This is a genomic window from Roseobacter sp. AzwK-3b, from assembly GCF_000170875.1.
Classification (GTDB): domain Bacteria; phylum Pseudomonadota; class Alphaproteobacteria; order Rhodobacterales; family Rhodobacteraceae; genus Roseovarius; species Roseovarius litoreus.
The window spans coordinates 101,104-128,101 of sequence record NZ_ABCR01000003.1; the positions used below are offsets into that span (position 1 = coordinate 101,104).

Here is a 26,998-nt window from a genome sequence, read left to right on the forward strand (position 1 = left end):
ATCCATGGCGAAAACCACCTCCTTTTCCTGCACGGCTTGCGGCGCGTCCTTTTCCAAGTGGTCGGGGCGATGCGATGCCTGCGGCGAATGGAACTGCATCGTGGAAGAGGCGCCGCTGTCCACCGGCCCTGCCTCGAAGTCGCTTGGCGCCAAGCGCGGCACGCCGATCACCCTGAGCGATCTTTCGTCGGAAGAGGCGCCGCCGCCCCGCACCGTCTCGGGGCTGGGAGAGCTGGACCGCGTTCTGGGGGGCGGGCTGGTGCCGGCCAGTGCGATCCTTGTGGGCGGCGATCCCGGCATCGGCAAATCCACGCTGCTCTTGCAGGCCGCCGCGCGCTTTGCGCAGGCAGGGCTCAAGACGATCTATGTCTCGGGCGAAGAGGCCAGCGCCCAGGTGCGGATGCGGGCGCAGCGGCTGGGTCTGGCGCAGGCGCCGGTCAAGCTGGCCGCGGCCACCTCGTTGCGCGACATCCTGACCACGCTCGAGGCCGAGGCGCCGGACCTCGTGATCATCGACTCGATCCAGACCGTCTGGGCCGATCACGTCGACAGCGCCCCGGGCAGCGTGTCTCAGGTGCGCGCGGCGGCCCATGAGCTGACCAGCTTCGCCAAGCGCAAGGGCGCGTCGGTGGTGCTGGTGGGCCATGTCACCAAGGAAGGCCAGATCGCAGGCCCCCGCGTGGTCGAGCATATGGTCGATACGGTGCTCTATTTCGAAGGTGAGCGCGGCCACCAGTTCCGCATCCTGCGCAGCGTCAAGAACCGCTTCGGCCCCGCCGACGAGATCGGCGTCTTCGAGATGACGGGCGGCGGGCTGGCCGAGGTGGCCAACCCCTCCGAGCTGTTCCTGTCGGGGCGCGGCGATCCGGCCCCCGGCTCGGTGGTCTTTGCCGGGATCGAGGGCACCCGCCCCGTGCTGGTCGAGATGCAGGCGCTGGTGGCCCCCACCCCGCATTCGCAACCCCGCCGCGCGGTCGTGGGCTGGGATGGTGGGCGGCTGGCGATGATCCTCGCGGTGCTCGAGGCGCGCTGCGGCATCCCCTTTGCGGGCCTCGATGTCTATCTCAACGTCGCGGGTGGCATCAAGATTTCCGAACCCGCCGCAGATCTGGCCGTCGCCGCCGCCCTGCTGAGCGCGCGCGAGGATACCAGCCTGCCCGCGGAAACGGTGATTTTCGGTGAAATCAGCCTGTCGGGCGCGCTGCGCCCGGTGGGTCAGATGGAAAACAGGTTGAAAGAAGCGCGAAAACTTGGTTTCACGTCTGCAATCCTGCCATCCGGGGGAAAACCCGGCGGCAGTGGCGGACTTGCGCTTACCCGCATGGGTGATCTGACCGCCTTTGTGGGTGAGGTATTCGGCGCAGGGTAAGTGCCGCAAAAGACAGGACGGAAGATACATGGACGGTTTTACCATCATCGACGGCGTCGTGGCGCTGGTCATCGTCTTGTCGGCTTTGCTGGCCTATTCGCGCGGCCTTGTCCGCGAGTCGCTGGCCATCGCGGGCTGGATCGTCGCGGGCATTCTGGCCTTCATGTTCGCCCCGCAAGTCGAACCGCTGGTCAAGGAAGTCCCCGTGGTGGGCGATTTCATCGCCGACAGCTGCGAATTGTCGATGATCGGCGCGTTCGCGGTGGTGTTTGCCGTGGCTCTCATCGCGGCCTCGCTCATCACACCGGTGTTTTCGTCGCTCGTGCAACGCTCGGCGCTTGGCGGGCTGGATCAGGGGCTTGGCTTTCTCTTCGGGGTGGCGCGCGGCGTGTTGCTGGTGGCCATCGCCTATTTCGTCTATGAAACCGTCATCACAAGCCAAAGCATCGCGATCGTAGATGACAGTCGCTCAGCGCGGGTGTTCAGCCAGATGACCGGCAAGATCGAGGACGGCAATCCCGAACGCGCGCTTGGCTGGATCACCCTGCAATACGAAGAGCTTGTGGGCGCCTGCGACGCGCCCGCAAACCCGGCCCCCGCCACGGACACCTCGACAACCGCCCCCGCCCCGACCGAGTGACGCGGCCCGGCGCGGCAAGAGCCACAGGACAGATCATGCCCCAGACCCCTGCCCTTGCCATGATCCTCGTCGCGGTCGCCGGGGCGGCGATCGCGCTGCAATCGCCGATCAATGCCGCCCTTGGCCGCCAGATCGGCAGCACGCTTGGCGCGGCCACGATTTCCTTCGGCGTGGGCTTTGTCCTGTTGCTGGCGATCACGGTGATCTATGGCGACGGCGCGCGGCTCGCCCACGCGCTGCAAGCCCCGCTCGTCTTGCTGACGGGCGGTATCCTCGGGGCGTTTCTGGTTTGGGCCACGCTCTGGTCGGTGCCGGTGCTGGGGGTGCTGACCCTGACGGCGGTTCTGATCCTCGGTCAGATCGTGGCGGCTCTGGTGATCGACCACTTGGGGCTTTTCGGGCTGGTGGCGCGCGATATTTCCCTCACCCGTGTGCTGGCGGCGGGTCTGGTGGGCGCGGGTGTGATCCTGTCGCGCTTCTGATCCCCGCGCTTAACGCTTCGTAAAAGCGTGTCGCGAAAAACCTGACCCGCAGATGTTCGCGACATGCAGTGCTCCGTTCAATCGTTGCGCGCATTGCGCCTTTGGCTGATGCCTCAGGTTAAAGGCGGAACGCTTTAACCAAAGCACAGGCCGGATGATCGTCGATCCAATCGAAAGATGATGTGATAGTTTCGTGACAAGTGCGATCACAGCCCTTATCTAGGGGGCGACCGCGTGACCGGGATTCGGAGCTGCACCTTGTCCAAGCACATGCCACCCGCCCATCCTTTCGACGATGACAAGCTGAAGGAAGAGTGCGGAATTTACGGTGTGATCGGGTTGACCGACGCATCGAACTTCGTGGCCCTCGGGCTGCATGCCTTGCAACATCGCGGACAGGAAGCAGGCGGGATCGTCTGTTACCATCCCGACCACGGGTTCAATTCGGCCCGGCGGTTCGGCTATGTGCGCGACAATTTCACCAAACAATCGCTGATGGAAACCCTGCCCGGCCCGCTGGCCATCGGGCATGTGCGCTATTCCACCGCCGGCTCCAAGGGGCAGACGCAGATCCGCGACGTGCAACCCTTCTTCGGCGAGTTTGCCATGGGTGGTGCGGCGATCGCGCATAACGGCAACATCACCAATGCCGAAGCCCTGCGCCGCGAATTGATCGAGCGCGGCTCGATCTTCCAGTCCAGCTCGGACAGCGAATGCATCATCCACCTGATGGCCCGCTCGCTGCAGCGCACCATCCCCGAACGCATGGAAGACGCGCTGCGCCGGGTCGAAGGCGCGTTCTCGGTCGTGGCGATGACACGCACCAAGCTGATCGGGGTGCGCGATCCTCTGGGGGTGCGCCCGCTTGTGCTGGGTCAGCTGGGCGATGGCTGGGTGCTGTCGTCGGAAACCTGCGCGCTCGACATCATAGGCGCCAAGTTCGTCCGCGAAATCGAGCCCGGTGAAATGGTCGTGATCTCGGATAGCGGCGTCGACAGCCGCTTCCCGTTCCGTCCGCAGAAATCGCGCTTCTGCATTTTCGAGCATGTGTATTTCTCGCGTCCCGATTCGATCATCGGCGGGCGCTCGGTCTATGAGACGCGCCGCCAGATCGGTGTGGAACTGGCCAAGGAAAGCCCGGTGGACGCCGATCTGGTCTGTCCCGTTCCCGACAGCGGCACGCCCGCCGCCATCGGCTTCAGCCAGCAATCGGGCATTCCCTATGCGATGGGGATCATCCGCAACCAGTATATGGGCCGGACCTTCATCGAACCCACCGAGCAGATCCGCAACATGGGTGTGCGGCTCAAGCTGAACGTGAACCGCGCCCTGATCCAAGGCAAGCGCGTGATCCTTGTGGATGACAGCGTGGTGCGCGGCACCACCAGCCGCAAGATCAAGGAGATGATCCTCGATGCCGGCGCCGCCGAGGTGCATTTCCGCATCGCCTCGCCGCCGACCGCGTGGCCCTGTTTTTACGGCGTGGACACTCCACAGCGCGAAAAGCTCTTGGCCGCCACCATGTCCGAAGAGGAAATGCGCGAGCATCTGGCCGTGGACAGCCTCAAGTTCATCTCGCTCGACGGGCTGTACCGCGCCGTGGGCGAGGCTTCGGGGCGCAACAAGGCCTGCCCGCAATATTGCGATGCCTGTTTCTCGGGGGATTACCCCGTGGCCCCGTCGGACCAGATCAAGAACGGGTTCGAGTTTAAAGCCGCGGAATAAGCCGATGGCGCGCTTTGCCACCCCGGTCCCCGGTTTGCGCTTGACCTCGGGCCGATTTGTGACAAACCCCGTGCCATGACAGAGCAGATCGCCCTTATCACCGGCGCGTCGCGCGGCCTTGGCTTCGCCATGGCCGAGGCGCTGGCCGACAGCTATCACATCGTCGCCGTCGGGCGCACCACCGGTGCGCTCGAAGAGCTGGACGACCGCATTCAGGCCAAGGGCGGCTCGGCCACCCTCGCGCCGATGGATATCACCAAGACCGATGCCATGCGCCAGCTCTGCCGCTCGATCCATGACCGTTGGGGCAGCCTTGCGCTTTGGGTGCATACGGCGGTTTACGCCTCGCCGATGATGCCAGCCGCGCATCTCGACGAAAAGGACTGGGCGAAATCGGTGGATGTCAACGTGACCGCCATGGGCCAGCTCATTCCCTTCATCGCGCCGCTTCTGGGCACCACCGGGCAGGCCGTGTTCTTCGAGGATGACCGCGCCGGGCAAAAATTCTTCGGCCCCTATGGCGCCACCAAGGCCGCGCAGATCGCGCTTGCGCGCAGTTGGGCCGCCGAAACGGTGCGCACCGGACCGCTTGTGCATGTGCTCCAGCCCGCGCCGATGTCCACCGCCGTGCGCGCCCGCTTCTTCCCCGGCGAGGATCGCGCGCCGCTGGCCTCGGCCACCGATGAGGCGCATCGCCTGCTGGCTGCGCTGCGCGGCTGACACACCTGCCCCACGCGACTTTCGCAAACGCTTGCCGCAGGCAAGGCCCCCGGATACACAGGGTCCGACAGGGCAACAAGGGGCAGATGTTTTGCGCATTCTCATCACCAATGACGACGGTATCAACGCACCCGGGCTGAAGGTGCTCGACGAGATCGCGACCGAACTTGCCGGACCCGATGGCGAGGTCTGGACCGTTGCCCCCGCCTTCGAGCAATCGGGTGTGGGCCATGCGATTTCCTATACCCGTCCGATGATGATCTCGCAGATGGACGAGCGCCGCTTCGCCGCCGAAGGCAGCCCCGCCGACTGCGTGCTGGCGGCCCTGCATGACGTGATGGCCGACAAGCGCCCCGATCTGGTGCTCTCGGGCGTCAATCGCGGCAACAACTCGGCCGAGAACGCGCTCTATTCCGGCACGATCGGTGGTGCCATGGAAGCGGCCCTCCAAGGCGTGCGCGCCGTGGCGCTGAGCCAGTATTACGGCCCCGCCATCAAGGACGCCCCGGACCCGTTCGAAGCCTCACGGGTGCACGGGCTTTCGACGATGCGCGCCCTGCTCGAGCGCGGCGTCTGGACCGAAGATGATTACGGCATCTTCTACAACATCAATTTCCCGCCCGTCGCCGCCGCCGATGTGAAGGGCCTGCGCGCCTGTCCGCAAGGCTTCCGGCGGGACATGGGCTTTGGCGTGCAGCCGGTGCATTCGCCCTCGGGGCGGCGCTTCTTGTGGGTCACCGGCGCACCCCAGCAGCAGCCCACCAGCCCCGGCACCGATGCCGATCTGAACCTCAAAGGGTATATCTCGGTCACGCCGATGCGCGCGGACCTCACCGCCCATGACGCATTGGAGGCGCTCAAAGCCATCGAATGACCGAGGACGCCACCGATATCGCCGAACGCAAGATGCAGTTCCTCTTCGCGCTGCGCTCCAAGGGCGTGACGGATATGCGTGTGCTCAACGCGATGGAAAAGATCGACCGCGGCCCGTTCATCCGCGGCTATTTCGCCCATCGCGCCTATGAGGACATGCCGCTGCCCATCGCCTGCGGGCAGACGATCAGCCAGCCTTCGGTGGTCGGGCTGATGACCCAGGCCCTCAAGATCAGCGCGCGCGACAAGGTGCTCGAGGTGGGCACCGGCTCGGGCTATCAGGCGGCGATCCTCAGCCAATTGGCGCGGCGGGTCTATACCGTGGACCGCCACAAGCGGCTGGTGGCCGAGGCCTCCGAGATCTTCCGCGAGCTCGACCTCACCAATATCACCGCCGTCACGGGCGATGGCAGCTTCGGTCTGCCCGATCAGGCGCCGTTCGACCGCATTCTGGTCACCGCCGCCGCCGAGGATCCGCCCGGCCCGCTCTTGGCGCAATTGAAAATCGGCGGTATCATGGTTCTGCCGGTCGGACAGTCCGACACGGTGCAAAGCCTGATCCGCGTCACCCGGCACGAGAACGGCTTCGACTATGACGAACTGCGCCCGGTGCGTTTCGTGCCGTTGGTCGAAGGGCTGGGGCGCGACAATTGACGACGACACGAGTTTCATGACGCAGCCCCGGACAACAGGGGCGCATACCGAGGACCTGATCGAGATGACCAAATCCCTCCGCTCTGCGCCATTTCTGGCGGGCACCGCGTTTCTGGCTCTGGCCGCCTGCAGCGATCAACCGCTGGATTTCGACCTTCGCGGCAATTTCGGCAATGCGCCCAGCACGGCGCAGGCCGCCGTCAACGCGACCGCAGCGCGCCCGCAACCGGATGCGCGCGGGATCATTTCCTATCCCGGCTATCAGGTGGCGGTGGCACGGCGCGGCGACACGCTGGCCAGCCTCGCCACACGCATCGGCGCCGATCCGCAGGCGCTGGCGCGGTTCAACGGCATCCAGACCGGCGACACGCTGCGCGATGGCGAGATCATCGCCCTGCCTAGCCGCGTGGCCGAAGCCCCCGGCGCAGAGGTGGATATCGCAACGCTTGCAGGCGACGCGATCAATTCCGCCTCAGACCCCGCATCGGTGCAGACCACCGCGCTCGCGCCTGCCGCCTCGTCTGGACCCGGCGGGGTCGAGCCGGTGCGCCACAAGGTCGAACGCGGCGAGACCGCCTATACCATCGCGCGGCTTTATGACGTGTCGGTGCGCAGCCTTGCGGACTGGAACGGGCTTGGCCCCGATTTCTCGGTGCGCGAAGGGCAATATCTGCTGATCCCGGTGACGCTGCGCGAAAGCCGCGCGACCGAGGCGGACGCAGCCCCCCCGCCTCCCGGCGCAGGCTCGCCCACGCCCGAGCCGCCCTCGGCCTCGCGCCCGCTGCCGCGCGAAACCACCGTGCCCGTGGCCCAACCCGTCGAGAACAAGGCCCCCGATCTCGGCGCCAGCCAGACCGCCAGCGCCAGTTCCGCCCGAATGAGCTTTCCGGTGCGCGGCGACATCATCCGCGATTACGTCAAGGATGAATATGACGGCATCAGCATCGCCGCCAGCCCCGGCACCCCCGTGGGCGCCGCTGCAAGCGGCGTCGTGGCGGCGATCACCGAAGACACCAACGGCATACCGATCATCGTGGTCAAGCATCCCGACAACCTGCTGACGGTCTATTCCAATATCAGCGGTGTCGTGGTGAAAAAGGGCGACCAGGTCAGCCGTGGCCAGAAACTGGCCGAGATCCGCAGAGACGGCACCGCAGCACTGCATTTCGAGGTGCGCGACGGGTTCGACAGCGTGGATCCCACGGATTTCCTGAGCTGATCTTCAGGGGCTGATAATCAGGGCTGAGCGCGGATGCCGGGCGGCGCATTGGGGGCCCTGCCCCCAAACCCCGGGGATATTTGAGGCCAGAAGAAACCCCAGACGCGTTCAGAGAGCGACGCCGCGCCGGCCCGCGAGATCGGTGAAATATTGCCAGGCGACGCGCCCCGAGCGCGCCCCGCGCGTGGCCTGCCATTCGATCGCCTCGGCGCGCAGGGTGGCATCGTCGATCTCAATCCCGTAGGCGTCGCAATAGCCCCGGATCATCGCCAGGTACTCGTCCTGACCGCAGGGGTGGAAGCCCAGCCACAGGCCGAAGCGATCGGAGAGCGAGATCTTTTCCTCGGCCGCTTCGGAGGGGTTGATCGCCAAGGAGCGTTCGTTCTCGATCATGTCGCGCGGCATCAGGTGGCGGCGGTTCGAGGTGGCGTAGAACACCACATTGTCGGGCCGGCCTTCGATGCCGCCATCCAGAACCGCCTTGAGCGATTTGTAATGCTGGTCGTCATGGCTGAACGACAGGTCATCGCAAAACAGGATGAAGCGCGCGCGGCTTGCGCGCAGATGGTTGAGCAGGCGGCTGACCGTGGGCAGGTCTTCGCGCTGCAATTCGACGATTTTCAGAGGATGGCCCTCGGCCCGCAGAGCGGCATGCACGGCCTTGACGAGGCTCGATTTGCCCATGCCGCGCGCGCCCCACAAAAGCGCATTATTGGCCGGCAGGCCGCGCGCGAAGTGGCGGGTGTTGTCCAGCAGCGTGTCGCGCGAGCGGTCGATGCCCACCAGCAGGTCCATCTCGACGCGGGCGACATGCGGCACCGGTTCGAGCCGGTCCGGCTCCACATGCCACACGAAGGCGTCGGCGGCATCGAAATCGGGGGCGCTCAGCGGCGCGGGCGCCATACGCTCCAGCGCCGCCGCGATACGGTCCAGCGGATCGCTCACTTGGGTTTGTCCTCGTCTTTTCCGTCCGTGTCCTTGCGGTCGGTGTCCTTGCGGCCTGTGTCCTTGCCGTCCGTGTCCTTGCGGTCGGTATTGCCGTCCGCGTCACGGTCGAACGCCTCGAGCAGCGGATCGTCGTCGAACGCCTCTTCGCCGTAAGGATCGCGGGCGGCATCGGGGGTGCTGTCCTTGCTGTCGGACGCCTCATCCTGCCCGTCCTCGTCCTCGTCCTCGTCGAACCACAGACCTTCGGCGCGCAGCTTTGCCTCGCGCTTGGCCTCGACACGGCGCACGAGGAAGATCGAGATCTCGTAAAGCCCGTAGACCACCACGAAGAGGATGATCTGGGTGATCACGTCAGGCGGTGTCACCAGTGCTGCCAGCAAGAGGATGCCCACCACCGCGTATTTGCGCACATTGCCCAGGCCTTCGGCGCTGACCAGCCCGGCCTTGCCCATCAGCGTCAGGAGCACCGGCAACTGGAAGCACAGCCCGAAGGCCACGATGAACTTGATCGTGAGGTTCAGATATTCCTGCGCCGAGCCCTGGAACACCACGCTGAGCGGTGCCGCGGTCTGCGGATCGCCTGGCAGCGCCTCGCCGCCCGAGCCGAATTGCTGGAAGCCGAGGAAGAAGTCATAGGCCAGCGGCGTCACGACATAGAAGGCAAAGGACGCGCCCAGAAAGAACATGAAGGGCGAGGCCACCAGAAACGGCAGGAACGCGCCTTTTTCGGATTTGTAGAGCCCCGGCGCCACGAAACGCCACATCTGGTTGGCGATGAACGGAAAGGCCAGGATGAAGCCGCCCAGAAGCGACACCTTGATCGCAACGAAGAAGCCTTCCTGCGGGCTGATGAAGATCAGGTCGCAATCCTGTCCGCGGCTGGCCAGTACCGAGCACAGCGGATCGGTCAGGAAGTTGAAGATCGGCGTGGCCACCGTGAAGCAGATGATCATGCCGATGAGGAAAGCCACCACCGATTTGATCAGGCGGTTGCGCAACTCGGCCAAGTGTTCGATCAGCGGGGCGGAGCTGTCTTCGATGTCGTCGCTGGGGCTCATGCCTTGTCCTCGGAGGATGAGCCGGCGGGCTGATCCTTGGCGGCCTTGGTGCTCTTGGTGGTCTTTGCAGTCTTTGTGGCCTTGGCTGCCGGTTTGGCTGTCTTGGTTGCCGCTTTAGCAGTCGTCGTCGCGGGTTTGGCCGCCGGTTTCGCCGCTGTCTTGGGGGCGGCGGGCTGCGCCGGTGCTTTGGGCGCATCGCTGGCGGCCTCGGCATCGGCCCGGGCCTGCGCTTCCTTGGCGAGACGCGCCTCGGCGACTTCGGCGGATTTCTGGCGGATCTTGTCGGCCTGGGCCTGACGCTCTTCGCTCAGGCGGCTTTTCTTGGGACCGGCCATCGTGTCCTGCGTGAAGCTGTCGGTCGCTTCCTTGGCCGTTTTCTTGACCTCGTCCATGGCGCTGCCAATGGGGTTGGACGCTTTCTTGAAGGTGTTCGACACATCCCGCACCCCGGCCTCATCGGCGGCGTCGTTCATGGCCTTGCTGAAATCGCGGGCCATCCCCTTGGCCTTGCCCACGAAATTTCCCACCGTCCGGAACATGCCCGGAAGGTCCTTGGGGCCGACGACGATCAGCGCGACAACGCCGATCACCAGCAGCTCGGTCCAGCCCAGGTCGAACATCTAGGTGTCAGACCTTGTCTTTTTCGTCGTTGGGCGTGACGTCCTTGGCGGTTTCCGAGGCGTCGTCCTTGCCATCCTCGAGCTCCTTGGTGCCCTCAGCCACGCCCTTCTTGAACGAGGTGATGCCTTTGCCCACTTCGCCCATCAGCGACGAGATCTTGCCGCGCCCGAAAAGCACCAGCACGACGACGGCGATCAGAAGAAGGCCCGGAAGGCCGATATTGTTCAGCATGTCTCAATCTCCCAATGTCGGGGTTCGTTTCTGCGCGTCCCCGGGAATTTCGTCAACCGTATCTAAGCCTTCACGGCGGCACTTGGAAGGACGAAAAAAGCCCGGCGGCCAACAAATCGGCAAAAAACCACTCTGGCGGCGCGATCAGGCGCGCTTGCCCACCGGAAAGACAAAGCAGCGATCGCGCCGGATCATCAGCCACAAGGGCTTGCCGGGACCGGGCAGGAACACATTGGGCACTGTGGCGCGAAGGATCGAGCCGTCGTGATCCATACGAAATTCCACAAGGCTTTCACTGCCCATGAAGCGGGCGCGCTGCACGATGCCGCGCGCGGCGGTGCCCATTTCGATCGTGGGATCGGGGCCGCGCCCGGCGCGGTCGAAGTCGATCTTGATGTGCTGGGGGCGGATCACGATCTCGACCTCGTTGCCCTCATGCACCCCCGGCGCCAGAAACTGGCCAAAGGCAGTCTGCACCAGCGACCCCTGAACCCGGCCGCGTATGATGTTGATATCGCTGAAGAAGGCCACCGCGTCGCGATCCACCGGCGCATTGTAGATATTGTAGGGCGCACCTTGCTGCACGATCCGGCCATTGCGCATCAGCGCGATCTCGTCGGCCATGCGCATCGCCTCTTCGGGCTCGTGGGTGACCAGCAGCACGGCGGTTTCCTGTTCGCGCAGGATATCCAGCGTCTCGTCGCGAATCCCGTCGCGCAGCCGGTTGTCCAGCCCGGAAAACGGCTCGTCCATCAGCATGATCGACGGGCGCGGCGCCAGCGCACGCGCGAGCGCCACGCGCTGTTGTTCACCGCCCGACAGCTCATGGGGGTATTTCTCGCCATAGCGCCCCAGCCCCACCCGAGTCAGAAGCTGATCGACGCGGGCGCCCATCTCGGCCTTGTCGCCCGACAGGCCGAACGCCACGTTGGCCCCCACCGTCAGATGCGGAAACAGCGCGAAATCCTGAAACATCAGCCCGATATGGCGCCGCTCGGGCGGCACGCGAAACCTGCGGTCGCAGACCAGCGCGCCATCCACCCAGATCTCGCCCTCGTCCTGCATCTCGACCCCGGCGATCATCCGCAAGGTGGTGGACTTGCCACAGCCCGACGGCCCCAAGAGGCACGTCACCTGCCCCGGCAACACCTTGAGCGAGACATCGTCGACCACCCGCCGCCCATCATAGAAGCGCACGAGATTCTTGATTTCCAGACGCGGAGTTGCTGACTGCACCTTGGCCTCATGTCTTTCCGATCAATTTGATCGGATTTATCCATGGGGCAGATAGCAACCCTTTCGCGGAGGCGCAAGACGGCACGCACCCTTGAAGGCGCATCACGACAGGCCTCAGCCCGCCAGCGCCCGGTCCAGATCGGCGATCAGATCGCCCGCATCCTCGATGCCGATGGACAGCCTGAGCAGGTTTTCGGGAATGCCGGTATGCGGCTCGATGGTGGCGCGATGCTCGACAAGGCTTTCGACCCCGCCAAGCGATGTGGCGCGCTGGAAGAGCTCAAGCCGCCCATTGACGTCAAGTGCTGCTTCGCGCCCTCCCTTGATGAGCACCGACATCAGATACCCTGACCCACCGCACATCTGGCGCGCCGCGATCTCATGGCCGGGATGCCCGGGCAGGCCGGGATAAAGCACCGCCTCGATCCTGTCATGCGCGTCCAGATGCCGGGCGATGGCAAGCGCGTTGGCGCACATCCGCTCCATCCGCAAAGGCAGCGTGCGCATCCCCCGCATCAGAAGCCACGCCTCGAACGGGCCGAGAATCGCCCCTGCATCATGGCGGTCGGCCTCGATCATAGCCCAGACAGGCAGTTTGGGATCGCGGCACGACAGCACCCCCGCCACCACATCGGTATGCCCGTTGATCGCCTTGGTGCCCGACTGCATCGATATATCGGCCCCCAGATCCAGCGCCCGGGTCAGAACCGGTGTCGACGCCGTGCCATCCACCGCCAGCAGCGCACCCGCGCCATGCGCCAGATCGGCGGCCCGCGCGATATCCACCACCTTCAGCCACGGATTCGACGGCACCTCGATCCAGACCAGATCGGCGCGCGTGGCACAGGCCGCCTCCAGCGCCGCGTCATCCGCCGCGTCCATCTCGTCCAGCGTGATGCCGCGCCGCGCGCAGAACGCCCTTACCCAGACCGTCGCGCCCCAATAGATGCCCGACTGCACCACGACGCGCCCGCCGTCCGGCACCGTGCGGAACAGCGCAGCGATCGCCGCCATGCCCGACGGAAAGAGAAGGCTCGCCGCCGCCCCTTCCAATTGACGCAGAACCTCTTCGGCCTGCCGGATCGTGGCGCTGTGATCGCGCGCATAGACATTGCCGGGCACCAGAAGCGCATTGTCCGGCCCGCGCCCATAGGTGGTGGCCATGCTGATGCCGGGCACGATACCGCCATCGGCAGCATTCTTGGCGCCCGCCGCCTGTGCTGCGATGGTGGCGGGCTTCAGATCGTCGTTTCGCATAACGCCTCATGGTGTTGAAAAAGCCGCCCCGGTCCCCAGCCCCGCGCCTCGGCCCCCGCAATCCGCAGCATGTGCCACAAGAGCGCCTGATTCGAGCTGATAACCGGCACGCCCAGTTCGGCCTCGACCGCGTCGATCACCCCGAAGGTGCGCAGGTTGGTGCAACTGGCAAACACCGCCTCCACCCCCGGTGCGCGCCCGGCCTCAAGCATGGCGGCGCGGGTGCTGGCCTCGGTTATCCGCGCCACGGTCCAGTCGTCCTTCTGGCCAAAGCTGACCTCGCTGACCACCTCGATGCCCTGACGGCCCAGATAGGCGCGCATTTCGGCGGTCACACTCTGGACATAGGGCGTGACCAGCGCGATCCGCCGCGCGCCCACAGCCTCCAGCGCCGCCAGAACCGCGCTGATCGGGTTGCTGACCGCAACGCCCGGATGCACCCCTCGGATCGCCGCCTCGACCGCCTGCGGCCCGATCACCGTCGACGCGGACGTGCAGCCGTAACCCACCGCCTGCAAGCCCTGCGGCAAGAGCCCTGCCGCCGCAGGCAAGGCCACCTCCATCTTGCGCAACTGCTCGGGCGTCACATCGGGCTGTGCCGGGATACGCGTGTGCAGCAGGTTCGCCGCTCGCCCCCCCAGCAGCGCGCGCGCCTCGTATTCCAGCGTCTCATCGGTGCTCAGCACGATCAGCCCAAGCCGCAACCCCGCGCCCGCGCCCGCATCCAGTGCATACTCCATCATCCCGCCTCCTGCCGTTGGGGTCGGCTCAACGTGCCACCTGCCACACTCGCCCTGACCCCGGTCGTGCCGGGGCACGAGGTGGGCAGCCCGCGGGCCACCCGCACCGCCAGATGCGCAAAAGCCTGCGCCTCCAGCATGTCACCGTCAAGCCCCGCCGCCTCGACCGGCTCCACCGAGCAATCAAGGCCTGCGCGCAGCATCTCCATCATCACCGGATTATGCCGCCCGCCGCCCGTCACCAGCACCCGCTCGGGCGGCTCGGGGCAATGCTCCATCCCGCGCAGCACCGCCGTGGCACTCATCGCCGTGAGCGTCGCCACCGCATCGGCATCCTCCAACTCGGCGACCTGCCCGATCATGTCGGCAAATGCATCCCGGTCCAACGACTTGGGCGGCATCCTGAAGAAAAAAACGTCCTCCAGGAACGATTCCAGCGCCCCCTGCGCCACCCGCCCCTGCCGCGCCAGCGCGCCGTCCCGGTCAAAGGCCTCCCCGCGCCGCGCCTGCATCACATCGTTGATCGGCGCATTGGCCGGTCCCGTGTCGAACGCCAACAGCGCGCCCTCCTCGTCGGGCCGCGCCTTGCGCGGATCGACCCAGGTGAGGTTCCCCACCCCACCAAGGTTCAGGAACGCCAGCGGCGCCTCAGCCCCCATCCACTGCGCACAGGCGAAATGGTAGAACGGCGCCAGCGGCGCCCCCTCTCCCCCCAGCCGGATATCGGCGCTTCGGAAATCCCACACCACCGGCAGGCCCAAGCCCTGCGCCAGCGCATCGCCATCGCCCAGCTGATGCGTCCCGCGCCCCTGCGGCTCATGCGCCAGCGTCTGGCCGTGAAACCCCACCAGATCGATATCCTCGAACCCGCTCAGCGCCTCCAGATGGGCGGTCTGCACCACCTCAAGCGCCTCCTTCAGATCCTCACCCGGCCACCGCCCGAGCGCGCGTGTCAGCACCGCGCGTTCGGCTTGCGTGTAGGGCCTGTAGCGGCTTGGCCCGAAGCCATAAAGCCGCGTGCCATCGGTCTCGACCACGGCGGCATCCACCCCGTCCAGTGACGTGCCCGACATCGCCCCCAACGCCCGGATGCGCCCGGCTGGCAATTTGGCCTGCAACATGGCCTTTCCCTTCGCGTTCTGCGTGCCTATACATGCCGCGCAATCAAGACCGGGACAAGCGATATGACCTACCACCCCAAGTCCGATTTCCTGCGCGTGATGATCGAGCGCGGCTTTCTCGCGGACTGCACCGATCTGCAGGCGTTGGATGACAGCCTGACATCGGGCACGGTGACGGCCTATATCGGCTATGACGCCACGGCCAAATCGCTGCATGTCGGCCATTTGCTGAACATCATGATGCTGCGCTGGCTGCAGAAAACCGGCCATCGCCCGATCACCCTGATGGGTGGCGGCACCACCAAGGTGGGCGACCCCTCGTTCCGCTCGGATGAGCGCCCGCTTCTGGACGAAGCACAGATCGCCGAGAATATCGGCGGGATGCAGCAGGTCTTCGCGCGCTATCTCGATTACGGCGACACCGCCCCCGGTGCCTTGATGCTCAACAACGCCGAATGGCTGGACGGTCTGAAATATATCGAGTTCCTGCGCGATATCGGCCGGTATTTCTCGGTCAACCGGATGCTCAGCTTCGAATCGGTCAAATCCCGGCTCGACCGCGAACAATCGCTCAGCTTCCTCGAATTCAACTACATGATCCTGCAGGCCTATGACTTTCTGGAACTCAACCGCCGCTATGGCTGCACGCTGCAGATGGGCGGCTCGGACCAGTGGGGCAATATCGTCAACGGGATCGACCTCACCCGCCGCGTCGTGGCGCACGAGGTTTATGGCCTCACCTCGCCGCTCCTGACCACCGCGGATGGGCGCAAGATGGGCAAATCGGCGGGCGGTGCCGTGTGGCTCAATGCCGACATGCTCTCGCCCTACGAATTCTGGCAATTCTGGCGCAACACGCTCGATGCCGATGTGGGCCGGTTCCTCAAGCTTTACACCGAACTGCCCGTCGAGGAATGTGATCGCTTGAGCGCGCTCGCGGGCTCCGAGATCAACGCCGCCAAGATCATCCTCGCCAACGAGGTGACAACCCTTCTGCACGGCGCCGACGCCGCCCGCACCGCCGAGGCGACCGCCCGCGAAGTGTTCGAAAAAGGCGGCGTGGGCGATGATCTGCCGACGCTGGAACTCACCATGGATGAGCTGGCCGAGGGCATGTCCATCGTGCAGCTTTTCGTGCGCACCGGGCTTGCCAAATCCGGCAAGGACGCCAAACGCCTGATCGCCGAACAAGGCGCGCGGATCGACGACGCGCCGCTCACGGATTCGGGGCTGATGATCGACGCGGCGGCACTGGCCTCGCCCATCAAACTGAGCGCCGGCAAGAAACGTCACGCGCTGGTCAAGCTGGCGTAATGCCGGGCCACGGCGTCGTTGGTCGGGGCTTGATCGCCCCCAACGGGTAGGACACTATCCCGCCAAGACCCTGCGCTTTGTGGGCGGGGATGTAAATCGTATGGGCGTGTTGCTCAAAGGGTATCAGTACAGCCATGGCACGGCCCAGGAAAAAGACCAAAACCAAGGTGTCCGCCAAAGAGCTCGAGGCAAAGGGCGCCCTTTTCCTGCAACATTTCCGCGCAGGACATTTCGACAAGGCGCTGGCACTCTCCCGTTCCATGATCGCGCAAGGTGTGAAGCGTCCCGTTGTCTTCGCGGATGCCGGCGTTGCCGCCATCAAACTCGAGCTTTGGCGCGACGCGATCACCTATGCGACGCGCGCCCTGTCCCTTGACCCCAACCATATCGGCAGCCTCGACACTCTGGCCCATGCCCATGGCGCCTTGCGCGAATGGCCACAGGCGGCGCAGGCGGGGCGTCGCGCCTTGATCCTGCGCGACAAGTTGATCGCCAAACAAGAGCCGTGCTCCCTGCCCCTGTCTGCCTGTCCTGCAACCGCCGACAAGGACGTGATCGCATTTTCGCTGTTTGGCGGGTCGTCGAAATACTGCGAAACGGCGGTGCTGAACTGCATCGACCAGCCCGAAATCTATCCCGGCTGGCTCTGTCGCTTCTATGTTGATGACACGGTGCCCGATACGATCCTGACGCGGCTGCAGGACAACGGCGCCGAGGTGATCGCCGTCCCCCCCGAGATGAAAAACTGGCCCGGCCCGATGTGGCGCTTTGCGGCCTATGACGCGCCGGATGTCCGGCGGGTGATATTTCGGGATGCCGACAGCGTGATCTCGCAGCGCGAGGCCGGCGCCGTGCGCGACTGGATCGCAAGCGAGCGCGCCTTCCACGCCATGCGCGACATCGGCAGCCACACCGAATTGCTGCTGGCCGGTCTTTGGGGCGTCGTCAAAGGCGCCCTGCCATCCATGACACAGATGATCGAGGCGTTTCTTGCCAAGCCTGTGAAAAACGCCCATTTCGCCGATCAGTTTTTCCTGCGCCAATATGTCTGGCCCTTCGCCCGTCGCGATCTCCTGCAACACGACTCGATCTTCGGCTTTATGGACGGCGTCGCCTTTCCCGACGGCCCACATCGCGACGATTTCCATGTCGGCTATGCCGAAGGCTCTCCGTTCCTGACCTTCACCAGCGCCCTGCCCGACGGGTCTGACGTGGTCTGGGAAATCCATGCGGCAACCGGGGATGACCCGCGCACGATCTGCCGCTATCCCGGCGTGATCCGGGACGGCAAGCTGCAGGCCCATGTGCCAGCGCGCTACGTGGCCCGGTTGCGCTCCAAGGAATGGGCGCTGCGGCTCGACAAAGCGTAATCGGGTGATCCGGTCATGGGCGCAAGTCGCGGCGCCGTGCTACCCCTTCCACTGATGCACGGCCCCGTCGCGTCTGGAATGACGCGGCTCTGAAATCAGGATTGCGTACGGGATGGACACAAATTCGGCAGATCGGGCCGGGTTTGGTGCTGAACGGCGTTTAAATCGTACGAACCCTACACAATCGCGGGCGTGGTCAGCTTCGGTCCTGCAAGGCCTCGGTCAGCAGGTCGCGCACCGCTGCCGGGTCCACATCCGAGGTGACGAACGCCTCTCCGATACCCCGCGCAAGGACGAATGTCAGCTTGCCATCGACCACTTTTTTGTCCTGCGACATCAGCTCCAGCAGCCCATCGGCATCGGGCAATTCCCCTGCGATATCAGATAGATCGGCCTTCATGCCCATGGCTTTCAGATGGGCGCGCACGCGGCTTGGGTCTTCCTGCGAACACAGCCCCATCCGCGCCGACAGCTCGAACGCCAACCCGCAGCCGATCGCCACACCCTCGCCATGCAGCAGCCGGTCCGAATACCCCGTCGCCGCCTCCAACGCATGACAAAACGTATGCCCCAAGTTCAAAAGCGCCCGATCCCCCTGTTCCGTCTCGTCTCTGACGACGATCTCGGCCTTCATCTCGACCGAGCGTTTTACAAGGTGGATCCGGGCCTCCATATCGCCCTCGGCGGCACGTGAAGCATGGGATTCAAGCCATTGAAAGAAATCATAATCTCCCAGAAGACCGTATTTGACGACCTCGCCGTAACCCGCCAGATAATCGCGCTTGGTCAGGGTGGTCAGAATGCCCGTATCGGCCAGAACAAGGTTCGGTTGATGGAACGCGCCGATCAGATTCTTGCCTTGCGGCGCGTTGATCCCGGTCTTGCCGCCCACCGAACTGTCCACCTGCGCCAGAAGGCTGGTCGGCACCTGCACGAACCGCACCCCCCGCCGCAACACCGCTGCCGCGAACCCCACAAGATCGCCCACCACCCCGCCACCAAAGGCGATGACGATATCCTGCCGCTCGATCTTTTCGGCCAGAAGCCACTCCACGACCCGTTCGAAATGCGGCCAGGACTTGGTCGCCTCACCTTGTGGTAGAGTCATACTCGAGACAGAAATACCGTTCTTTTCCAATCCCTTGCAGAGCGTTTCCAAATGCAGTTCCGCCACATGCGCATCCGCCACGATGGCCACGCGCGGGCGTTTGAGCAAGGGCGCGATCAACGCACCCGACCGCTCCAGCAGCCCGGGGCCGATATGGATGTCATAGGCCCGGTCATCCAGTGGCACGTGGACAATTTGCGTCATGTCAGACCCTCCAGCACATCCTCTCGCGTCGTCAGCGCCTCAAGCACCTTCTCCGCCATCGTGTCGATAGAATAATCCGGCTGCGCCGTCACCGTCAGATCGGCCTCCTGGTAAAAGGGCAGCCGTGTTTCATACAGGTCCCGTAGCGTCCCATAAGGATCAGCTGTGCGCAGCAAGGGTCTGGTATCCTTATGTTTTACTCGGCTCCAGAGCAGCGCCAGATCGGCCTTCAGCCACACCGAAACGCCCTTGCGGGAAATCAGATTGCGGTTGCGCTCGGACAAAAACGCCCCGCCCCCGGTGGACAGGATGCCCCGTTCCCCCTCGAGCAACCGGTCGATGACCTGCGTTTCACGGTCGCGGAAAAACGCCTCGCCATCGCGCGCGAAGATTTCCGCGATGCTCATGTTGGCAGCCTGCTCGATCTCGGCATCGGAATCGAGGAACGGCACGGCAAGCCGCACCGCCAAGGCCTTGCCCACAGCGGTTTTTCCGGCCCCCATCATGCCCACAAGCACGACCGTCTTCTTGAGCTTCCACCGCTCCGGCGCTGTCACGTTCTGCGCTCCCTTGGCAATATTTCGCGCTTTGCCACTGAATGACGTGATCTTGCCCAAAAGGCCAGTTATAAACATGCAAAAATACCGGCACAAACAGGCAGGCCCAACATGCTGAGATTGATCAAATGGCTGTTCTACCTCGCCATTCTGGCGTTCATCGCGCTTGTGGGCTATGCATATGTCGGGCCGTTTTTCGGCGCGGATTTCTCCCCACCGACCGAGGAAATTCGCCAGGACATCATACTTGAGACGGATTGACGCGCTGATCGCCGCTTTTCTGATCGCTCCGGCCGCCGCCGCGCAGCAACCGCTGTCGGCCATAGACTGGCTGGACGGTGCCGCATCAGTCAGCGTCGCGGGACCGCGCGTCGAACCGCTTGGACTTCCACCACAAGCCACTGGCGTCGACACGCCGACCGTGTCGGTCATGGCGCTTGACGCGGCCCGGTCGGATTCTGTCGGGCTTTTGCCCGCAACGGTCACCGGTCTGCCGGTCACGCTGTGGCAGGCCAGCAGCGAAGCCGCCATCGTGGCCTTGCTCGAGCGCCTCTCGCCCGAGCCACTGCCCGCCATTCAGGCGCTTTATTACACCCTGCTTCTGGCCGAGGCCGAGCCGCCCGGCGATGCCGGATCGGACGGATTGTTCCTCAAGGCGCGGGTCGCGGCACTTCAGACCTATGGCGCAACCGACCCGGCTCTTGCGCTGATCGAACGCGCCGGTCCCGCCACGCCCGCGCTGTTCGACACCTGGCTGGAACTCGCGCTTCTGTCCGGCACCGAAACCGAGGCCTGCGCGGCGCTGGCCGAGCGTCCTGCGCTGACCAATGATTACGGCGCAAGGGTGTTTTGCATCGCGCAGACCGGAGACTGGCAGACCGCCGCGCTGATTTATGAAACATCAGTCGGGCTTGGCCTTCTGTCGACGACGCAAGAGGGTTTGCTGGCGCAATTTCTGGACCCCGAGATGGTCGAAGGCAGACTTGCACTGGCCCCGACCTCGGGGATCACACCGCTGATTTTCCGGCTTTACGAGGCGGTGGGACAGCCCTTGCCGACCCAAGGCCTGCCGCGTGCCTATGCCTCGGCCGATCTGCGCCCGAGCGCGGGTCTCAAGGCCCGTCTCGAAGCGGCCGAACGTCTGGCCCATACCGGCGCCTTGCCACCCAATCGCCTGCTGGGTCTTTACACGGAACGCGCGCCCGCGGCATCGGGAGGGGTGTGGGACCGCGCCCGCATCATCCAGACCTTCGATCAGGCGATGATCCGCGAAAACCCCGGGCCGATCGCCGATATCCTGCCCGACACCTGGCAGGCGATGCGCGATCAGGGGCTGGCTGTGGCCTTTGCCGAACTTTACGGCGCGGCTCTGGCGGGCATCGAACTGCCGCCACGCGCGCAAGCGCTGGCGTTCCGGATCGGACTGCTCTCGTCGAGTTATGAAAGCATCGCAAGCGCCGCCCGGCCTTTGGATGATACCGAGACCTTCCTTGCCGGCCTCGCCCGTGGCATGCCGCCCGCCGATCTGGCCGATACCGCGCTCAAGCAGGCCATCAGCCGGGCCTTCGCCGCCGGTTCGGTTTCGGCGGATCACGCAAGTTTGCTGGAGGGCGGCAAGCTGGGACAGGCGATCCTGTCGGCCGGTCTTCAACTTGATCGCGCCGGGCTGCGCGGCTTTGACGATATCACCTCGGCCTTGTCCACCTTGCGCGCCCTCGGGCTCGAGGAAACCGCCCGCCGCGCCGCGCTCGAGCTTCTGATCCTCGAAAGCGGCGCATGAGGCAGGGGCGGCATTGGATATCCGCCTTTCTCGAGGCACAGGCGGCGGAACTCGGCGCGGCACAGAACACCTTGCAGGCCTATGCCCGGGATCTGAGCGATTTCGATGCGTGGCTGGCCAGCCAAGGCGACACCATAGAACAGGCCGACCAGAGCCGCGTTGAAGCCTATCTGGTGCATTGCGACGCCCAAGGGCTCGCGCGCGCCACCCGCGCGCGCCGTTTGTCGGCCATCAAGCAGCTCTACCGCTTCGCCTTTGAAGAGCGCTTGCGGGACGACAACCCCGCCATCACCATCAAGGGGCCGGGGCGCTCGCGAAAACTGCCCAAGACGCTCAGCGAAAAAGAGGTCGATCTTTTGCTGGGTGCGGCGCGCACGCATGGCCGCAGCGCCACGGACCGGGTGCGCAATACCTGCCTGATGGAGCTTCTTTATGCCACCGGCATGCGTGTCAGCGAACTGGTCGCCCTGCCCGTGGCGGCCGCGCGCGGCAATCCGCAGATGCTGCTGATCCGCGGCAAGGGCGGCAAGGAACGCATGGTGCCCCTGTCCCCCGATGCGCGTGATGTCATGGTGGAATGGCTGAAGCTGCGCGATGCCGCGGACGCGGCGGCGCGCAAGGCAGGCAAGCCCGGCTCGCCGTTCCTGTTTCCGTCCTCGGGAAAGATCGGCCATTTGACGCGGCACCGGTTCTATATGCTGATCAAGGAACTGGCAGTGGCCGGGGGCGTCTCACCGGACAAGGTCACTCCACATACGCTGCGCCATGCCTTTGCCACGCATCTTCTGGCCAATGGCGCCGATCTGCGGGCGATCCAGACGCTTTTGGGCCATGCCGATGTCGCCACCACCGAGATCTATACCCATGTTCTGGAAGAGCGGTTGCGCGAGCTTGTTCAGGAGCATCACCCGCTGGCGGTGGCCTCGCGGCGCAAGTCCGGCGGCAGCACATCCTCAGACGGCCAATAACCGCTGCCAAGCGCCAGGTGATAGCCTTGGGTCAGACCCGCGCGCCGCATCGCCTCCGCGGCGGCTTGGTGATCGTAGCTCAGCCGCTCGATCCGCGGCACGCCCGCCTCCAGCACGGCAAAGCGCGTCTCGGGGCTGCCATCATTGGCGGGCATCCCGATCACCCCGGCATTGACCCAGTCGACATGGCCGATACGGCGCATGAACGGCAGGCCGCAATGCCCGGCCAACACCATGTCGATCGGTCCATGCACCGCTTCGATCTGGGCGATTTCCTCCGCGAAATCGGCCTCGGGCGAAGTCGGCCACAAAAACCGCGCCACATCCGCGACCCCGCCATGGATCACCGCGCAGCGCCGCCCGTGATGCGTGAAGATCACCAGATCCGGCAGGCCGGCCATCCAGTCGCGCGCGTCAGCGTCAAGGCTGGCACTGGCATGGGCAAACCAGCCCGCCGACAAAAGGTCACAGGTGCTGCCCGGCGCAAAGCCGCAACCGCAATCCATCTCGCCCGCCGCCAACTGGATTTCGCAATTCCCCGCCACCACTGTGCAGCCCGCCTCGCGGATCGCGGCGACCGTGCCCGCGGCATCGGCGCAATAGGCCACGACATCGCCCGTGCAGATGATCCGCTCGCCCGCGACGCCTTGGGAGACGGCCCTCTCCAGCAGCGCCTGGGTGGCCTGCAGGTTCGAATAGGGACCGCCAAAGATCAGCACCGGCCCGTCCAACTGCCCCAGATCGCATTCATTCATCGCCATTCATCCCTTGATTGCCGCGCAACCCGGCCCCATAACCCTAATGAATAAAGGGACCCCGTACCGTATGGAACCAACTTCACCAACACTTGATGCCGCGTTCTGGATCACCTCGGCCTCCATCCTGCTGCTTCTGGTCATGTCCGGCTTCTTCTCGGGCAGCGAGACCGCGCTCACCGCCGCCTCGCGCGGCAAGCTGCGCGCCCGCGCCGACAAGGGCGAAAAAGGCGCGGCCCGCGCGCTCACCATCACCGAAGACAACGAGCGGCTGATCGGCTCGGTCCTTTTGGGCAACAACCTTGTCAACATCCTCGCCACCTCGCTGGCCACTGCCATGTTCACGCGGCTCTTGGGCGAATCCGGCGTGGCCCTGGCCACGCTGGTGATGACCCTGCTGGTACTGATCTTCGCCGAAGTGCTGCCCAAGACCTATGCCATCACCAATGCCGAAGCTGCGGCCTCAAAGGTAGCGCCGGTCATTCAGGTGGTGGTCAAGGTCTTCTCGCCCGTGGTGGGCGCCGTGCGCTGGCTGGTGCGCGGGGTGCTGCGGGTCTTCGGCGTCAACGCCGATCCCGACAGCCACATCCTTGCCGTGCGCGAGGAAATCGCCGGCGCGCTCTATCTTGGCCATTCCGAAGGCATCGTCGAGAAAGAGGACCGCGACCGGATCCTCGGCGCGCTGGATCTGGGCGAACGGGCCGTCGAAGAGATCATGCGCCACCGCAGCCAGATCGAGATGATCAATGCCGAGGACGATCCCGAAGCGATCCTCGAACAATGCCTGCAATCCAACCACACGCGCCTGCCGGTATACCGCGATGATCCCGACAACATCATCGGCGTGGTCCATGCCAAGGACCTGCTGCGTGCCATGCACAAGCTCGTCATGGGCGGCGACGGTTCTCGCAACACGTTGAAATCATTTAATATAATTGACGTGGCGATGAAGCCCTATTTCGTGCCCGAAACCACGACCCTGGACGACCAGATGCGCCAGTTCCTGCGGATGCGCAGCCATTTCGCGCTGGTGGTGGACGAATACGGCACCCTCGAAGGGCTCATCACCCTCGAGGACATCCTCGAGGAAATCGTCGGCGAGATCACCGATGAATTCGACCCGGACGCCGAACATCCGATCCGGAAAAGCGAGGACAATCAGTTCCTTGTGGACGGCGCCATGACGATCCGCGATCTCAACCGCGCCACCGACTGGAACCTGCCCGACGACGAGGCCAACACCATCGCCGGTCTGGTCATCCACGAAGCCCAGATGATCCCCGAGGTGAACCAGGTGTTCAACTTCCACGGCTTCCGCTTCGAGGTGGTCGCCAAGGCCGACAACCGGATCACCCGGCTGAAAATACGCAAGATCTGAGCGCCGCCTGCACCGCCTTGAAAACACGCAAAAAAACGCTGCGGTATAACGTCGGTATCACGTCGGTGCACTGAACCGATCTCCCCCCTGCCGCGCGCCCGGTTTCTTCTGGCCGAAAATATCCCCGGGGGTCCGGGGGGCTGGCCCCCCGGCGCTTGCCCCAAGCGCATCACGCCCGGAGTTTTTCACCCTTGGGATCGAAGGGCGGCTCATGCAGGATCCGGCCCTTGTGCGCTCGACCCAGCACCATGACCTCGACCTCATCGCCGGGGGCGGCCTGACCGTGGCGGACATAGCCGAGCGCAAGGCTCATGCCGACGGTATAGCCATAGGTCCCCGAGGTGACCCGCCCCACCGGTTTGCCCCGACAGAAGATCGGCTCGCCGCCCGTAGCATCGGCATTCGACGCGGTCACATCCGCCTCGTCGATATGGATCAGAACGAGATCCTCGCGCGGGGTCTTGGCCAGCACCGTCTCGAGCGTGGATTTGTGCAGGAAGTCCTTGTCCATCTTGCACAGCCCCGCCAGCCCCACCTCTTGCGGCCAGTATTCGGGGCTGTATTCGCGCGACCACGAGCCATAGCCCTTTTCGACGCGCATCGACATCAGTGCGCGCGCGCCTACAGGCCCTGCACCCAAAGCCTTGCCCGCCTCGAGAAGTGCGGCGTAAAGCTGCGCCTGATCCTGCGCGGCGCAATGCAGCTCCCAGCCCAGATCGCCGGTGAAACTGACACGCAGCGCCAGGCAATCGACCCCGCCCAACTCGATGCGCTGTGACCGCATGAACGGGAAATCCTCGGTCGCGAGCGACGCGTTGGTCAAACGTTGCAACAATTCGCGCGATTTCGGCCCGGCCACGTTGAAGCCGCACATCGCCTCGGTCATGCTTTCGAACGTGGTCCCTTCGGGCAGCGGCACCATGTCGAAGAACCGTTTGTGATAGCGCTCGGCCATGCCCGAGGACACGACCCAAAACTCGTCCTCGGCGGTGCGCGTCACGGTGGCGTCACCCGCGATCCCGCCGCGCACCGAAATCAGCGGCGTGAGACACGACCGGCCCACGGATTTCGGCATCCGGTTGGCGAAGACGGCGTTCAGCCAATCCTCGGCGCCCGGTCCCTTGACCCGGTATTTGGCGAAGTTCGAGATGTCGATGATGCCCGCACGGTCGCGCAGCATCCGGCATTCCGCACCCACCGGTTCCCACCAGTTCTGCCGGGTGAAGCCGTTGGTGTCGCTGGCCCCCGGTGCCTCGGCGAACCATTGGGGGTGCTCCCAGCCATAGTTCAACCCGAACACCGCTCCCATGTCCTTTTGCATCTGGTAAACCGGCCGCGTCCGCAGCGGGCGGCCCGCCGCGCGTTCCTCGTTTGGATAGTGGATGGCGAAACGGTGGGCATAGACATCCTCGACCTTGGCCATGATGAATTTGCGGTCATTGGCCCAGAGGCCAAAGCGCGCGATGTCCCATGGGAACATGTCGTATTGCATCTCACCTTCGATGATCCACTGGGCCACCATCAGCCCCATGCCCGCCGACTGACTGAAACCGGGGATGATGCCACCGCACATGAAATAGTTCTTCAGTTCCGGCACCGGACCAAGGATCACGTTGCTGTCGGGAGACCAGATCATCGGGCCATTGATGACCCGCTTGACCCCGGCCTCGGCGGCGACGGGCACCCGGTCCATGGCGCGCATCACGTTTTCCATGATCCGTTCCAGATCGTCGGGGAAAAGATCATGCGCGAAATCGAGCGGCGTGCCGTCCTCGGCCCAGAATTTCATGTCACGCTCATAGGCACCGATCAGCAGGCCCTTGCCCTCCTGGCGCAGGTAATATTCTCCGTCACGATCCGCGACCGAGGGCAGGCGGCGGTCCATCGCGTCGATCTCGGGGATGGTTTCGGTCACGAAATACTGGTGCTCGGTGGGTTGAAGCGGCACCTCGATGCCCGCAAGCCTGGCCACTTCACGCCCCCATAGACCGGCGGCATTGATCACCCATTGGGTTTCGATATTGCCCTTCGGCGTCTCGACAATCCATGTGCCGTCGGGCTTTTGCCGGGTCGCTGTCACGGGCGTGAAGCGGTTGATCTCCGCACCGCGCTGGCGCGCGCCCATGGCATAGGCGTTGGTCACGCCCGAAGGGTCCACATTGCCGCCATCGGGTTCCCACATGATGCAGCGGATCCCGTCGAAATTGACCAGGGGATGCTTTTCCTCGGCCTCGTCGCGGGTGATCTCGGAGAAGTTCATCCCGTAAAGCTGCGCCTTGGCGGCCTGCAGGCGCAGCTGATGCTCGCGTGCTTCGGTCTGCGCCAGATAGAGGCTGCCGGGCTGGAACACACCGCAGGACTGGCCTGTTTCGGTCTCCAGCTCCTTGTAGAGGTTCATCGTGTAATGCTGCAGCCGAGAGATATTCGCGCTGTCATGCAGGCCATGGATATTGGCGGCGGCGTGCCAGGTCGAGCCACTGGTCAGCTCGTCGCGCTCCAGAAGGACGACATCGCTCCAGCCCAGCTTGGTCAGATGGTAGAGAATAGAGCATCCGATGACGCCCCCGCCGATCACGACGGCCTGTGCATGGGTTTTCATTTTCGGTCCCTTGACTGTTCTGGCCTGACCCTGACGTGGCGCAGGGCTTTTGTGCCGCCGGTTCCCGACAT

At 64.6% G+C, this 26,998-nt stretch carries 26 protein-coding genes; 14 read left to right on the top strand and 12 right to left on the bottom strand.

Annotated elements, in window-relative coordinates:
• Positions 1–4 precede the first annotated feature (4 nt).
• From radA to RAZWK3B_RS06820, 8 genes are all read left to right on the top strand, one after another.
• Positions 5–1,369 (top strand): DNA repair protein RadA, encoded by a 1,365-nt coding sequence (gene radA / locus RAZWK3B_RS06785; RefSeq protein ID WP_007813493.1) that lies wholly within the window; start codon positions 5–7, stop codon positions 1,367–1,369.
• Between the two features lie 28 nt (positions 1,370–1,397).
• Entirely contained in the window at positions 1,398–2,009 is a 612-nt protein-coding gene (locus RAZWK3B_RS06790; protein WP_007813494.1) for a CvpA family protein, read from the top strand.
• Between the two features lie 35 nt (positions 2,010–2,044).
• Positions 2,045–2,491 carry a DMT family transporter gene (locus tag RAZWK3B_RS06795; protein ID WP_007813495.1) on the top strand — a complete coding sequence of 149 codons (447 nt, stop codon included), beginning with the start codon at positions 2,045–2,047 and terminating at the stop codon, positions 2,489–2,491.
• A gap of 270 nt (positions 2,492–2,761) precedes the next feature.
• Positions 2,762–4,216: an amidophosphoribosyltransferase gene (gene purF, locus RAZWK3B_RS06800; protein WP_007813496.1), complete on the top strand. Its 1,455-nt coding sequence runs from the start codon at positions 2,762–2,764 to the stop codon at positions 4,214–4,216.
• Positions 4,217–4,291: 75 nt separating this feature from the next.
• The gene (locus RAZWK3B_RS06805) at positions 4,292–4,936 is read left to right on the top strand and encodes an SDR family NAD(P)-dependent oxidoreductase (RefSeq protein WP_007813497.1); all 645 of its coding nucleotides are present in this window, start codon (positions 4,292–4,294) and stop codon (positions 4,934–4,936) included.
• A 91-nt stretch (positions 4,937–5,027) separates the two neighbouring features.
• A complete protein-coding gene (gene surE, locus RAZWK3B_RS06810) occupies positions 5,028–5,810 on the top strand; it encodes a 5'/3'-nucleotidase SurE (RefSeq protein WP_007813498.1) in 783 nt (260 codons plus the stop codon).
• On the top strand, positions 5,807–6,463 hold the full coding sequence (locus tag RAZWK3B_RS06815; protein WP_007813499.1) for a protein-L-isoaspartate(D-aspartate) O-methyltransferase: 657 nt from the start codon (positions 5,807–5,809) through the stop codon (positions 6,461–6,463). The genes surE and RAZWK3B_RS06815 overlap by 4 nt, the downstream gene beginning before the upstream one ends.
• Before the next feature lie 16 nt (positions 6,464–6,479).
• Complete coding sequence (locus RAZWK3B_RS06820; RefSeq protein WP_007813500.1) at positions 6,480–7,682, top strand: LysM peptidoglycan-binding domain-containing M23 family metallopeptidase; 1,203 nt, start codon at positions 6,480–6,482, stop codon at positions 7,680–7,682.
• 108 nt (positions 7,683–7,790) lie between these two features.
• On the opposite strand, the gene RAZWK3B_RS06825 is transcribed toward RAZWK3B_RS06820, so the two are convergent.
• The 8 genes from RAZWK3B_RS06825 to RAZWK3B_RS06860 form a co-directional block, all read right to left on the bottom strand.
• Positions 7,791–8,627 carry an ATP-binding protein gene (locus tag RAZWK3B_RS06825; protein ID WP_007813501.1) on the bottom strand — a complete coding sequence of 279 codons (837 nt, stop codon included), beginning with the start codon at positions 8,625–8,627 and terminating at the stop codon, positions 7,791–7,793.
• Positions 8,624–9,688 (bottom strand): twin-arginine translocase subunit TatC, encoded by a 1,065-nt coding sequence (gene tatC, locus RAZWK3B_RS06830; RefSeq protein ID WP_007813503.1) that lies wholly within the window; start codon positions 9,686–9,688, stop codon positions 8,624–8,626. Before tatC ends, RAZWK3B_RS06825 begins: the two co-directional genes overlap by 4 nt.
• Positions 9,685–10,308 carry a Sec-independent protein translocase protein TatB gene (gene tatB, locus RAZWK3B_RS06835; RefSeq protein ID WP_007813505.1) on the bottom strand — a complete coding sequence of 208 codons (624 nt, stop codon included), beginning with the start codon at positions 10,306–10,308 and terminating at the stop codon, positions 9,685–9,687. Before tatB ends, tatC begins: the two co-directional genes overlap by 4 nt.
• A gap of 7 nt (positions 10,309–10,315) precedes the next feature.
• On the bottom strand, positions 10,316–10,540 hold the full coding sequence (locus RAZWK3B_RS06840; protein WP_007813507.1) for a twin-arginine translocase TatA/TatE family subunit: 225 nt from the start codon (positions 10,538–10,540) through the stop codon (positions 10,316–10,318).
• A gap of 144 nt (positions 10,541–10,684) precedes the next feature.
• Positions 10,685–11,776 (bottom strand): ABC transporter ATP-binding protein, encoded by a 1,092-nt coding sequence (locus tag RAZWK3B_RS06845; RefSeq protein ID WP_007813508.1) that lies wholly within the window; start codon positions 11,774–11,776, stop codon positions 10,685–10,687.
• A gap of 114 nt (positions 11,777–11,890) precedes the next feature.
• Positions 11,891–13,033, bottom strand: coding sequence for a trans-sulfuration enzyme family protein (locus RAZWK3B_RS06850; RefSeq protein ID WP_007813510.1), 1,143 nt, complete (start codon positions 13,031–13,033; stop codon positions 11,891–11,893).
• Positions 13,015–13,773 (bottom strand): maleate cis-trans isomerase family protein, encoded by a 759-nt coding sequence (locus RAZWK3B_RS06855; protein ID WP_007813511.1) that lies wholly within the window; start codon positions 13,771–13,773, stop codon positions 13,015–13,017. Before RAZWK3B_RS06855 ends, RAZWK3B_RS06850 begins: the two co-directional genes overlap by 19 nt.
• The gene (locus tag RAZWK3B_RS06860) at positions 13,773–14,894 is read right to left on the bottom strand and encodes an anhydro-N-acetylmuramic acid kinase (RefSeq protein ID WP_007813513.1); all 1,122 of its coding nucleotides are present in this window, start codon (positions 14,892–14,894) and stop codon (positions 13,773–13,775) included. Before RAZWK3B_RS06860 ends, RAZWK3B_RS06855 begins: the two co-directional genes overlap by 1 nt.
• A 63-nt stretch (positions 14,895–14,957) precedes the next feature.
• Between RAZWK3B_RS06860 and tyrS the strand changes: the two genes are divergently transcribed.
• Positions 14,958–16,208, top strand: coding sequence for a tyrosine--tRNA ligase (tyrS, locus tag RAZWK3B_RS06865; protein ID WP_007813515.1), 1,251 nt, complete (start codon positions 14,958–14,960; stop codon positions 16,206–16,208).
• A 134-nt stretch (positions 16,209–16,342) separates the two neighbouring features.
• Complete coding sequence (locus tag RAZWK3B_RS06870) at positions 16,343–17,578, top strand: tetratricopeptide repeat protein (protein WP_007813518.1); 1,236 nt, start codon at positions 16,343–16,345, stop codon at positions 17,576–17,578.
• Positions 17,579–17,774: 196 nt separating this feature from the next.
• Here the strand turns inward: RAZWK3B_RS06870 and aroB are convergent, their stop codons facing one another.
• Positions 17,775–18,890, bottom strand: coding sequence for a 3-dehydroquinate synthase (gene aroB, locus RAZWK3B_RS06875; protein ID WP_007813519.1), 1,116 nt, complete (start codon positions 18,888–18,890; stop codon positions 17,775–17,777).
• Positions 18,887–19,396, bottom strand: a complete 510-nt coding sequence (locus RAZWK3B_RS06880; RefSeq protein ID WP_232279496.1) for a shikimate kinase — start codon at positions 19,394–19,396, stop codon at positions 18,887–18,889. Before RAZWK3B_RS06880 ends, aroB begins: the two co-directional genes overlap by 4 nt.
• Positions 19,397–19,558: 162 nt before the next feature.
• On the opposite strand from RAZWK3B_RS06880, the gene RAZWK3B_RS21410 reads away from it, so the two are divergent.
• Genes RAZWK3B_RS21410 through RAZWK3B_RS06890 form a run of 3 tightly spaced genes read left to right on the top strand, consistent with a single transcriptional unit; the run spans position 19,559 to position 22,195 of the window.
• Positions 19,559–19,708 (top strand): hypothetical protein, encoded by a 150-nt coding sequence (locus RAZWK3B_RS21410; RefSeq protein WP_007813521.1) that lies wholly within the window; start codon positions 19,559–19,561, stop codon positions 19,706–19,708.
• Complete coding sequence (locus RAZWK3B_RS06885) at positions 19,695–21,227, top strand: hypothetical protein (RefSeq protein WP_007813522.1); 1,533 nt, start codon at positions 19,695–19,697, stop codon at positions 21,225–21,227. Before RAZWK3B_RS21410 ends, RAZWK3B_RS06885 begins: the two co-directional genes overlap by 14 nt.
• Positions 21,224–22,195 (top strand): site-specific tyrosine recombinase XerD, encoded by a 972-nt coding sequence (locus RAZWK3B_RS06890; RefSeq protein WP_007813523.1) that lies wholly within the window; start codon positions 21,224–21,226, stop codon positions 22,193–22,195. Before RAZWK3B_RS06885 ends, RAZWK3B_RS06890 begins: the two co-directional genes overlap by 4 nt.
• Here RAZWK3B_RS06890 and RAZWK3B_RS06895 read toward each other — a convergent pair.
• Entirely contained in the window at positions 22,132–22,950 is an 819-nt protein-coding gene (locus RAZWK3B_RS06895) for a metallophosphoesterase family protein (protein ID WP_037295313.1), read from the bottom strand. The two genes, RAZWK3B_RS06890 and RAZWK3B_RS06895, sit on opposite strands and share 64 nt — an antisense overlap.
• Before the next feature lie 70 nt (positions 22,951–23,020).
• Between RAZWK3B_RS06895 and RAZWK3B_RS06900 the strand changes: the two genes are divergently transcribed.
• A complete protein-coding gene (locus tag RAZWK3B_RS06900) occupies positions 23,021–24,328 on the top strand; it encodes an HlyC/CorC family transporter (RefSeq protein ID WP_007813526.1) in 1,308 nt (435 codons plus the stop codon).
• A 169-nt stretch (positions 24,329–24,497) separates the two neighbouring features.
• On the opposite strand, the gene RAZWK3B_RS06905 is transcribed toward RAZWK3B_RS06900, so the two are convergent.
• On the bottom strand, positions 24,498–26,927 hold the full coding sequence (locus RAZWK3B_RS06905; protein ID WP_007813527.1) for a GcvT family protein: 2,430 nt from the start codon (positions 26,925–26,927) through the stop codon (positions 24,498–24,500).
• Between the last annotated feature and the right edge of the window lie 71 nt (positions 26,928–26,998).

Excerpts from the sequence above, each read along its gene's own strand:
- RAZWK3B_RS06795 (WP_007813495.1), top strand. The coding sequence starts at position 2,045 with ATGCCCCAGACCCCTGCCCTTGCCATGATCCTCGTCGCGGTCGCCGGG.
- radA (WP_007813493.1), top strand. The coding sequence starts at position 5 with ATGGCGAAAACCACCTCCTTTTCCTGCACGGCTTGCGGCGCGTCCTTT.
- RAZWK3B_RS06805 (WP_007813497.1), top strand. The coding sequence starts at position 4,292 with ATGACAGAGCAGATCGCCCTTATCACCGGCGCGTCGCGCGGCCTTGGC.
- RAZWK3B_RS06815 (WP_007813499.1), top strand. The coding sequence starts at position 5,807 with ATGACCGAGGACGCCACCGATATCGCCGAACGCAAGATGCAGTTCCTC.
- RAZWK3B_RS06870 (WP_007813518.1), top strand. The coding sequence starts at position 16,343 with ATGGCACGGCCCAGGAAAAAGACCAAAACCAAGGTGTCCGCCAAAGAG.
- tatC (WP_007813503.1), bottom strand. The coding sequence starts at position 9,688 with ATGAGCCCCAGCGACGACATCGAAGACAGCTCCGCCCCGCTGATCGAA.
- RAZWK3B_RS06820 (WP_007813500.1), top strand. The coding sequence starts at position 6,480 with ATGACGCAGCCCCGGACAACAGGGGCGCATACCGAGGACCTGATCGAG.
- RAZWK3B_RS06855 (WP_007813511.1), bottom strand. The coding sequence starts at position 13,773 with ATGGAGTATGCACTGGATGCGGGCGCGGGCGCGGGGTTGCGGCTTGGG.
- RAZWK3B_RS06905 (WP_007813527.1), bottom strand. The coding sequence starts at position 26,927 with ATGAAAACCCATGCACAGGCCGTCGTGATCGGCGGGGGCGTCATCGGA.
- RAZWK3B_RS06850 (WP_007813510.1), bottom strand. The coding sequence starts at position 13,033 with ATGCGAAACGACGATCTGAAGCCCGCCACCATCGCAGCACAGGCGGCG.
- RAZWK3B_RS06900 (WP_007813526.1), top strand. The coding sequence starts at position 23,021 with ATGGAACCAACTTCACCAACACTTGATGCCGCGTTCTGGATCACCTCG.
- tatB (WP_007813505.1), bottom strand. The coding sequence starts at position 10,308 with ATGTTCGACCTGGGCTGGACCGAGCTGCTGGTGATCGGCGTTGTCGCG.
- RAZWK3B_RS06840 (WP_007813507.1), bottom strand. The coding sequence starts at position 10,540 with ATGCTGAACAATATCGGCCTTCCGGGCCTTCTTCTGATCGCCGTCGTC.
- RAZWK3B_RS06880 (WP_232279496.1), bottom strand. The coding sequence starts at position 19,396 with ATGATGGGGGCCGGAAAAACCGCTGTGGGCAAGGCCTTGGCGGTGCGG.
- RAZWK3B_RS06895 (WP_037295313.1), bottom strand. The coding sequence starts at position 22,950 with ATGAATGAATGCGATCTGGGGCAGTTGGACGGGCCGGTGCTGATCTTT.
- RAZWK3B_RS06890 (WP_007813523.1), top strand. The coding sequence starts at position 21,224 with ATGAGGCAGGGGCGGCATTGGATATCCGCCTTTCTCGAGGCACAGGCG.
- RAZWK3B_RS06790 (WP_007813494.1), top strand. The coding sequence starts at position 1,398 with ATGGACGGTTTTACCATCATCGACGGCGTCGTGGCGCTGGTCATCGTC.
- tyrS (WP_007813515.1), top strand. The coding sequence starts at position 14,958 with ATGACCTACCACCCCAAGTCCGATTTCCTGCGCGTGATGATCGAGCGC.
- RAZWK3B_RS06860 (WP_007813513.1), bottom strand. The coding sequence starts at position 14,894 with ATGTTGCAGGCCAAATTGCCAGCCGGGCGCATCCGGGCGTTGGGGGCG.
- RAZWK3B_RS21410 (WP_007813521.1), top strand. The coding sequence starts at position 19,559 with ATGCTGAGATTGATCAAATGGCTGTTCTACCTCGCCATTCTGGCGTTC.
- purF (WP_007813496.1), top strand. The coding sequence starts at position 2,762 with ATGCCACCCGCCCATCCTTTCGACGATGACAAGCTGAAGGAAGAGTGC.
- aroB (WP_007813519.1), bottom strand. The coding sequence starts at position 18,890 with ATGACGCAAATTGTCCACGTGCCACTGGATGACCGGGCCTATGACATC.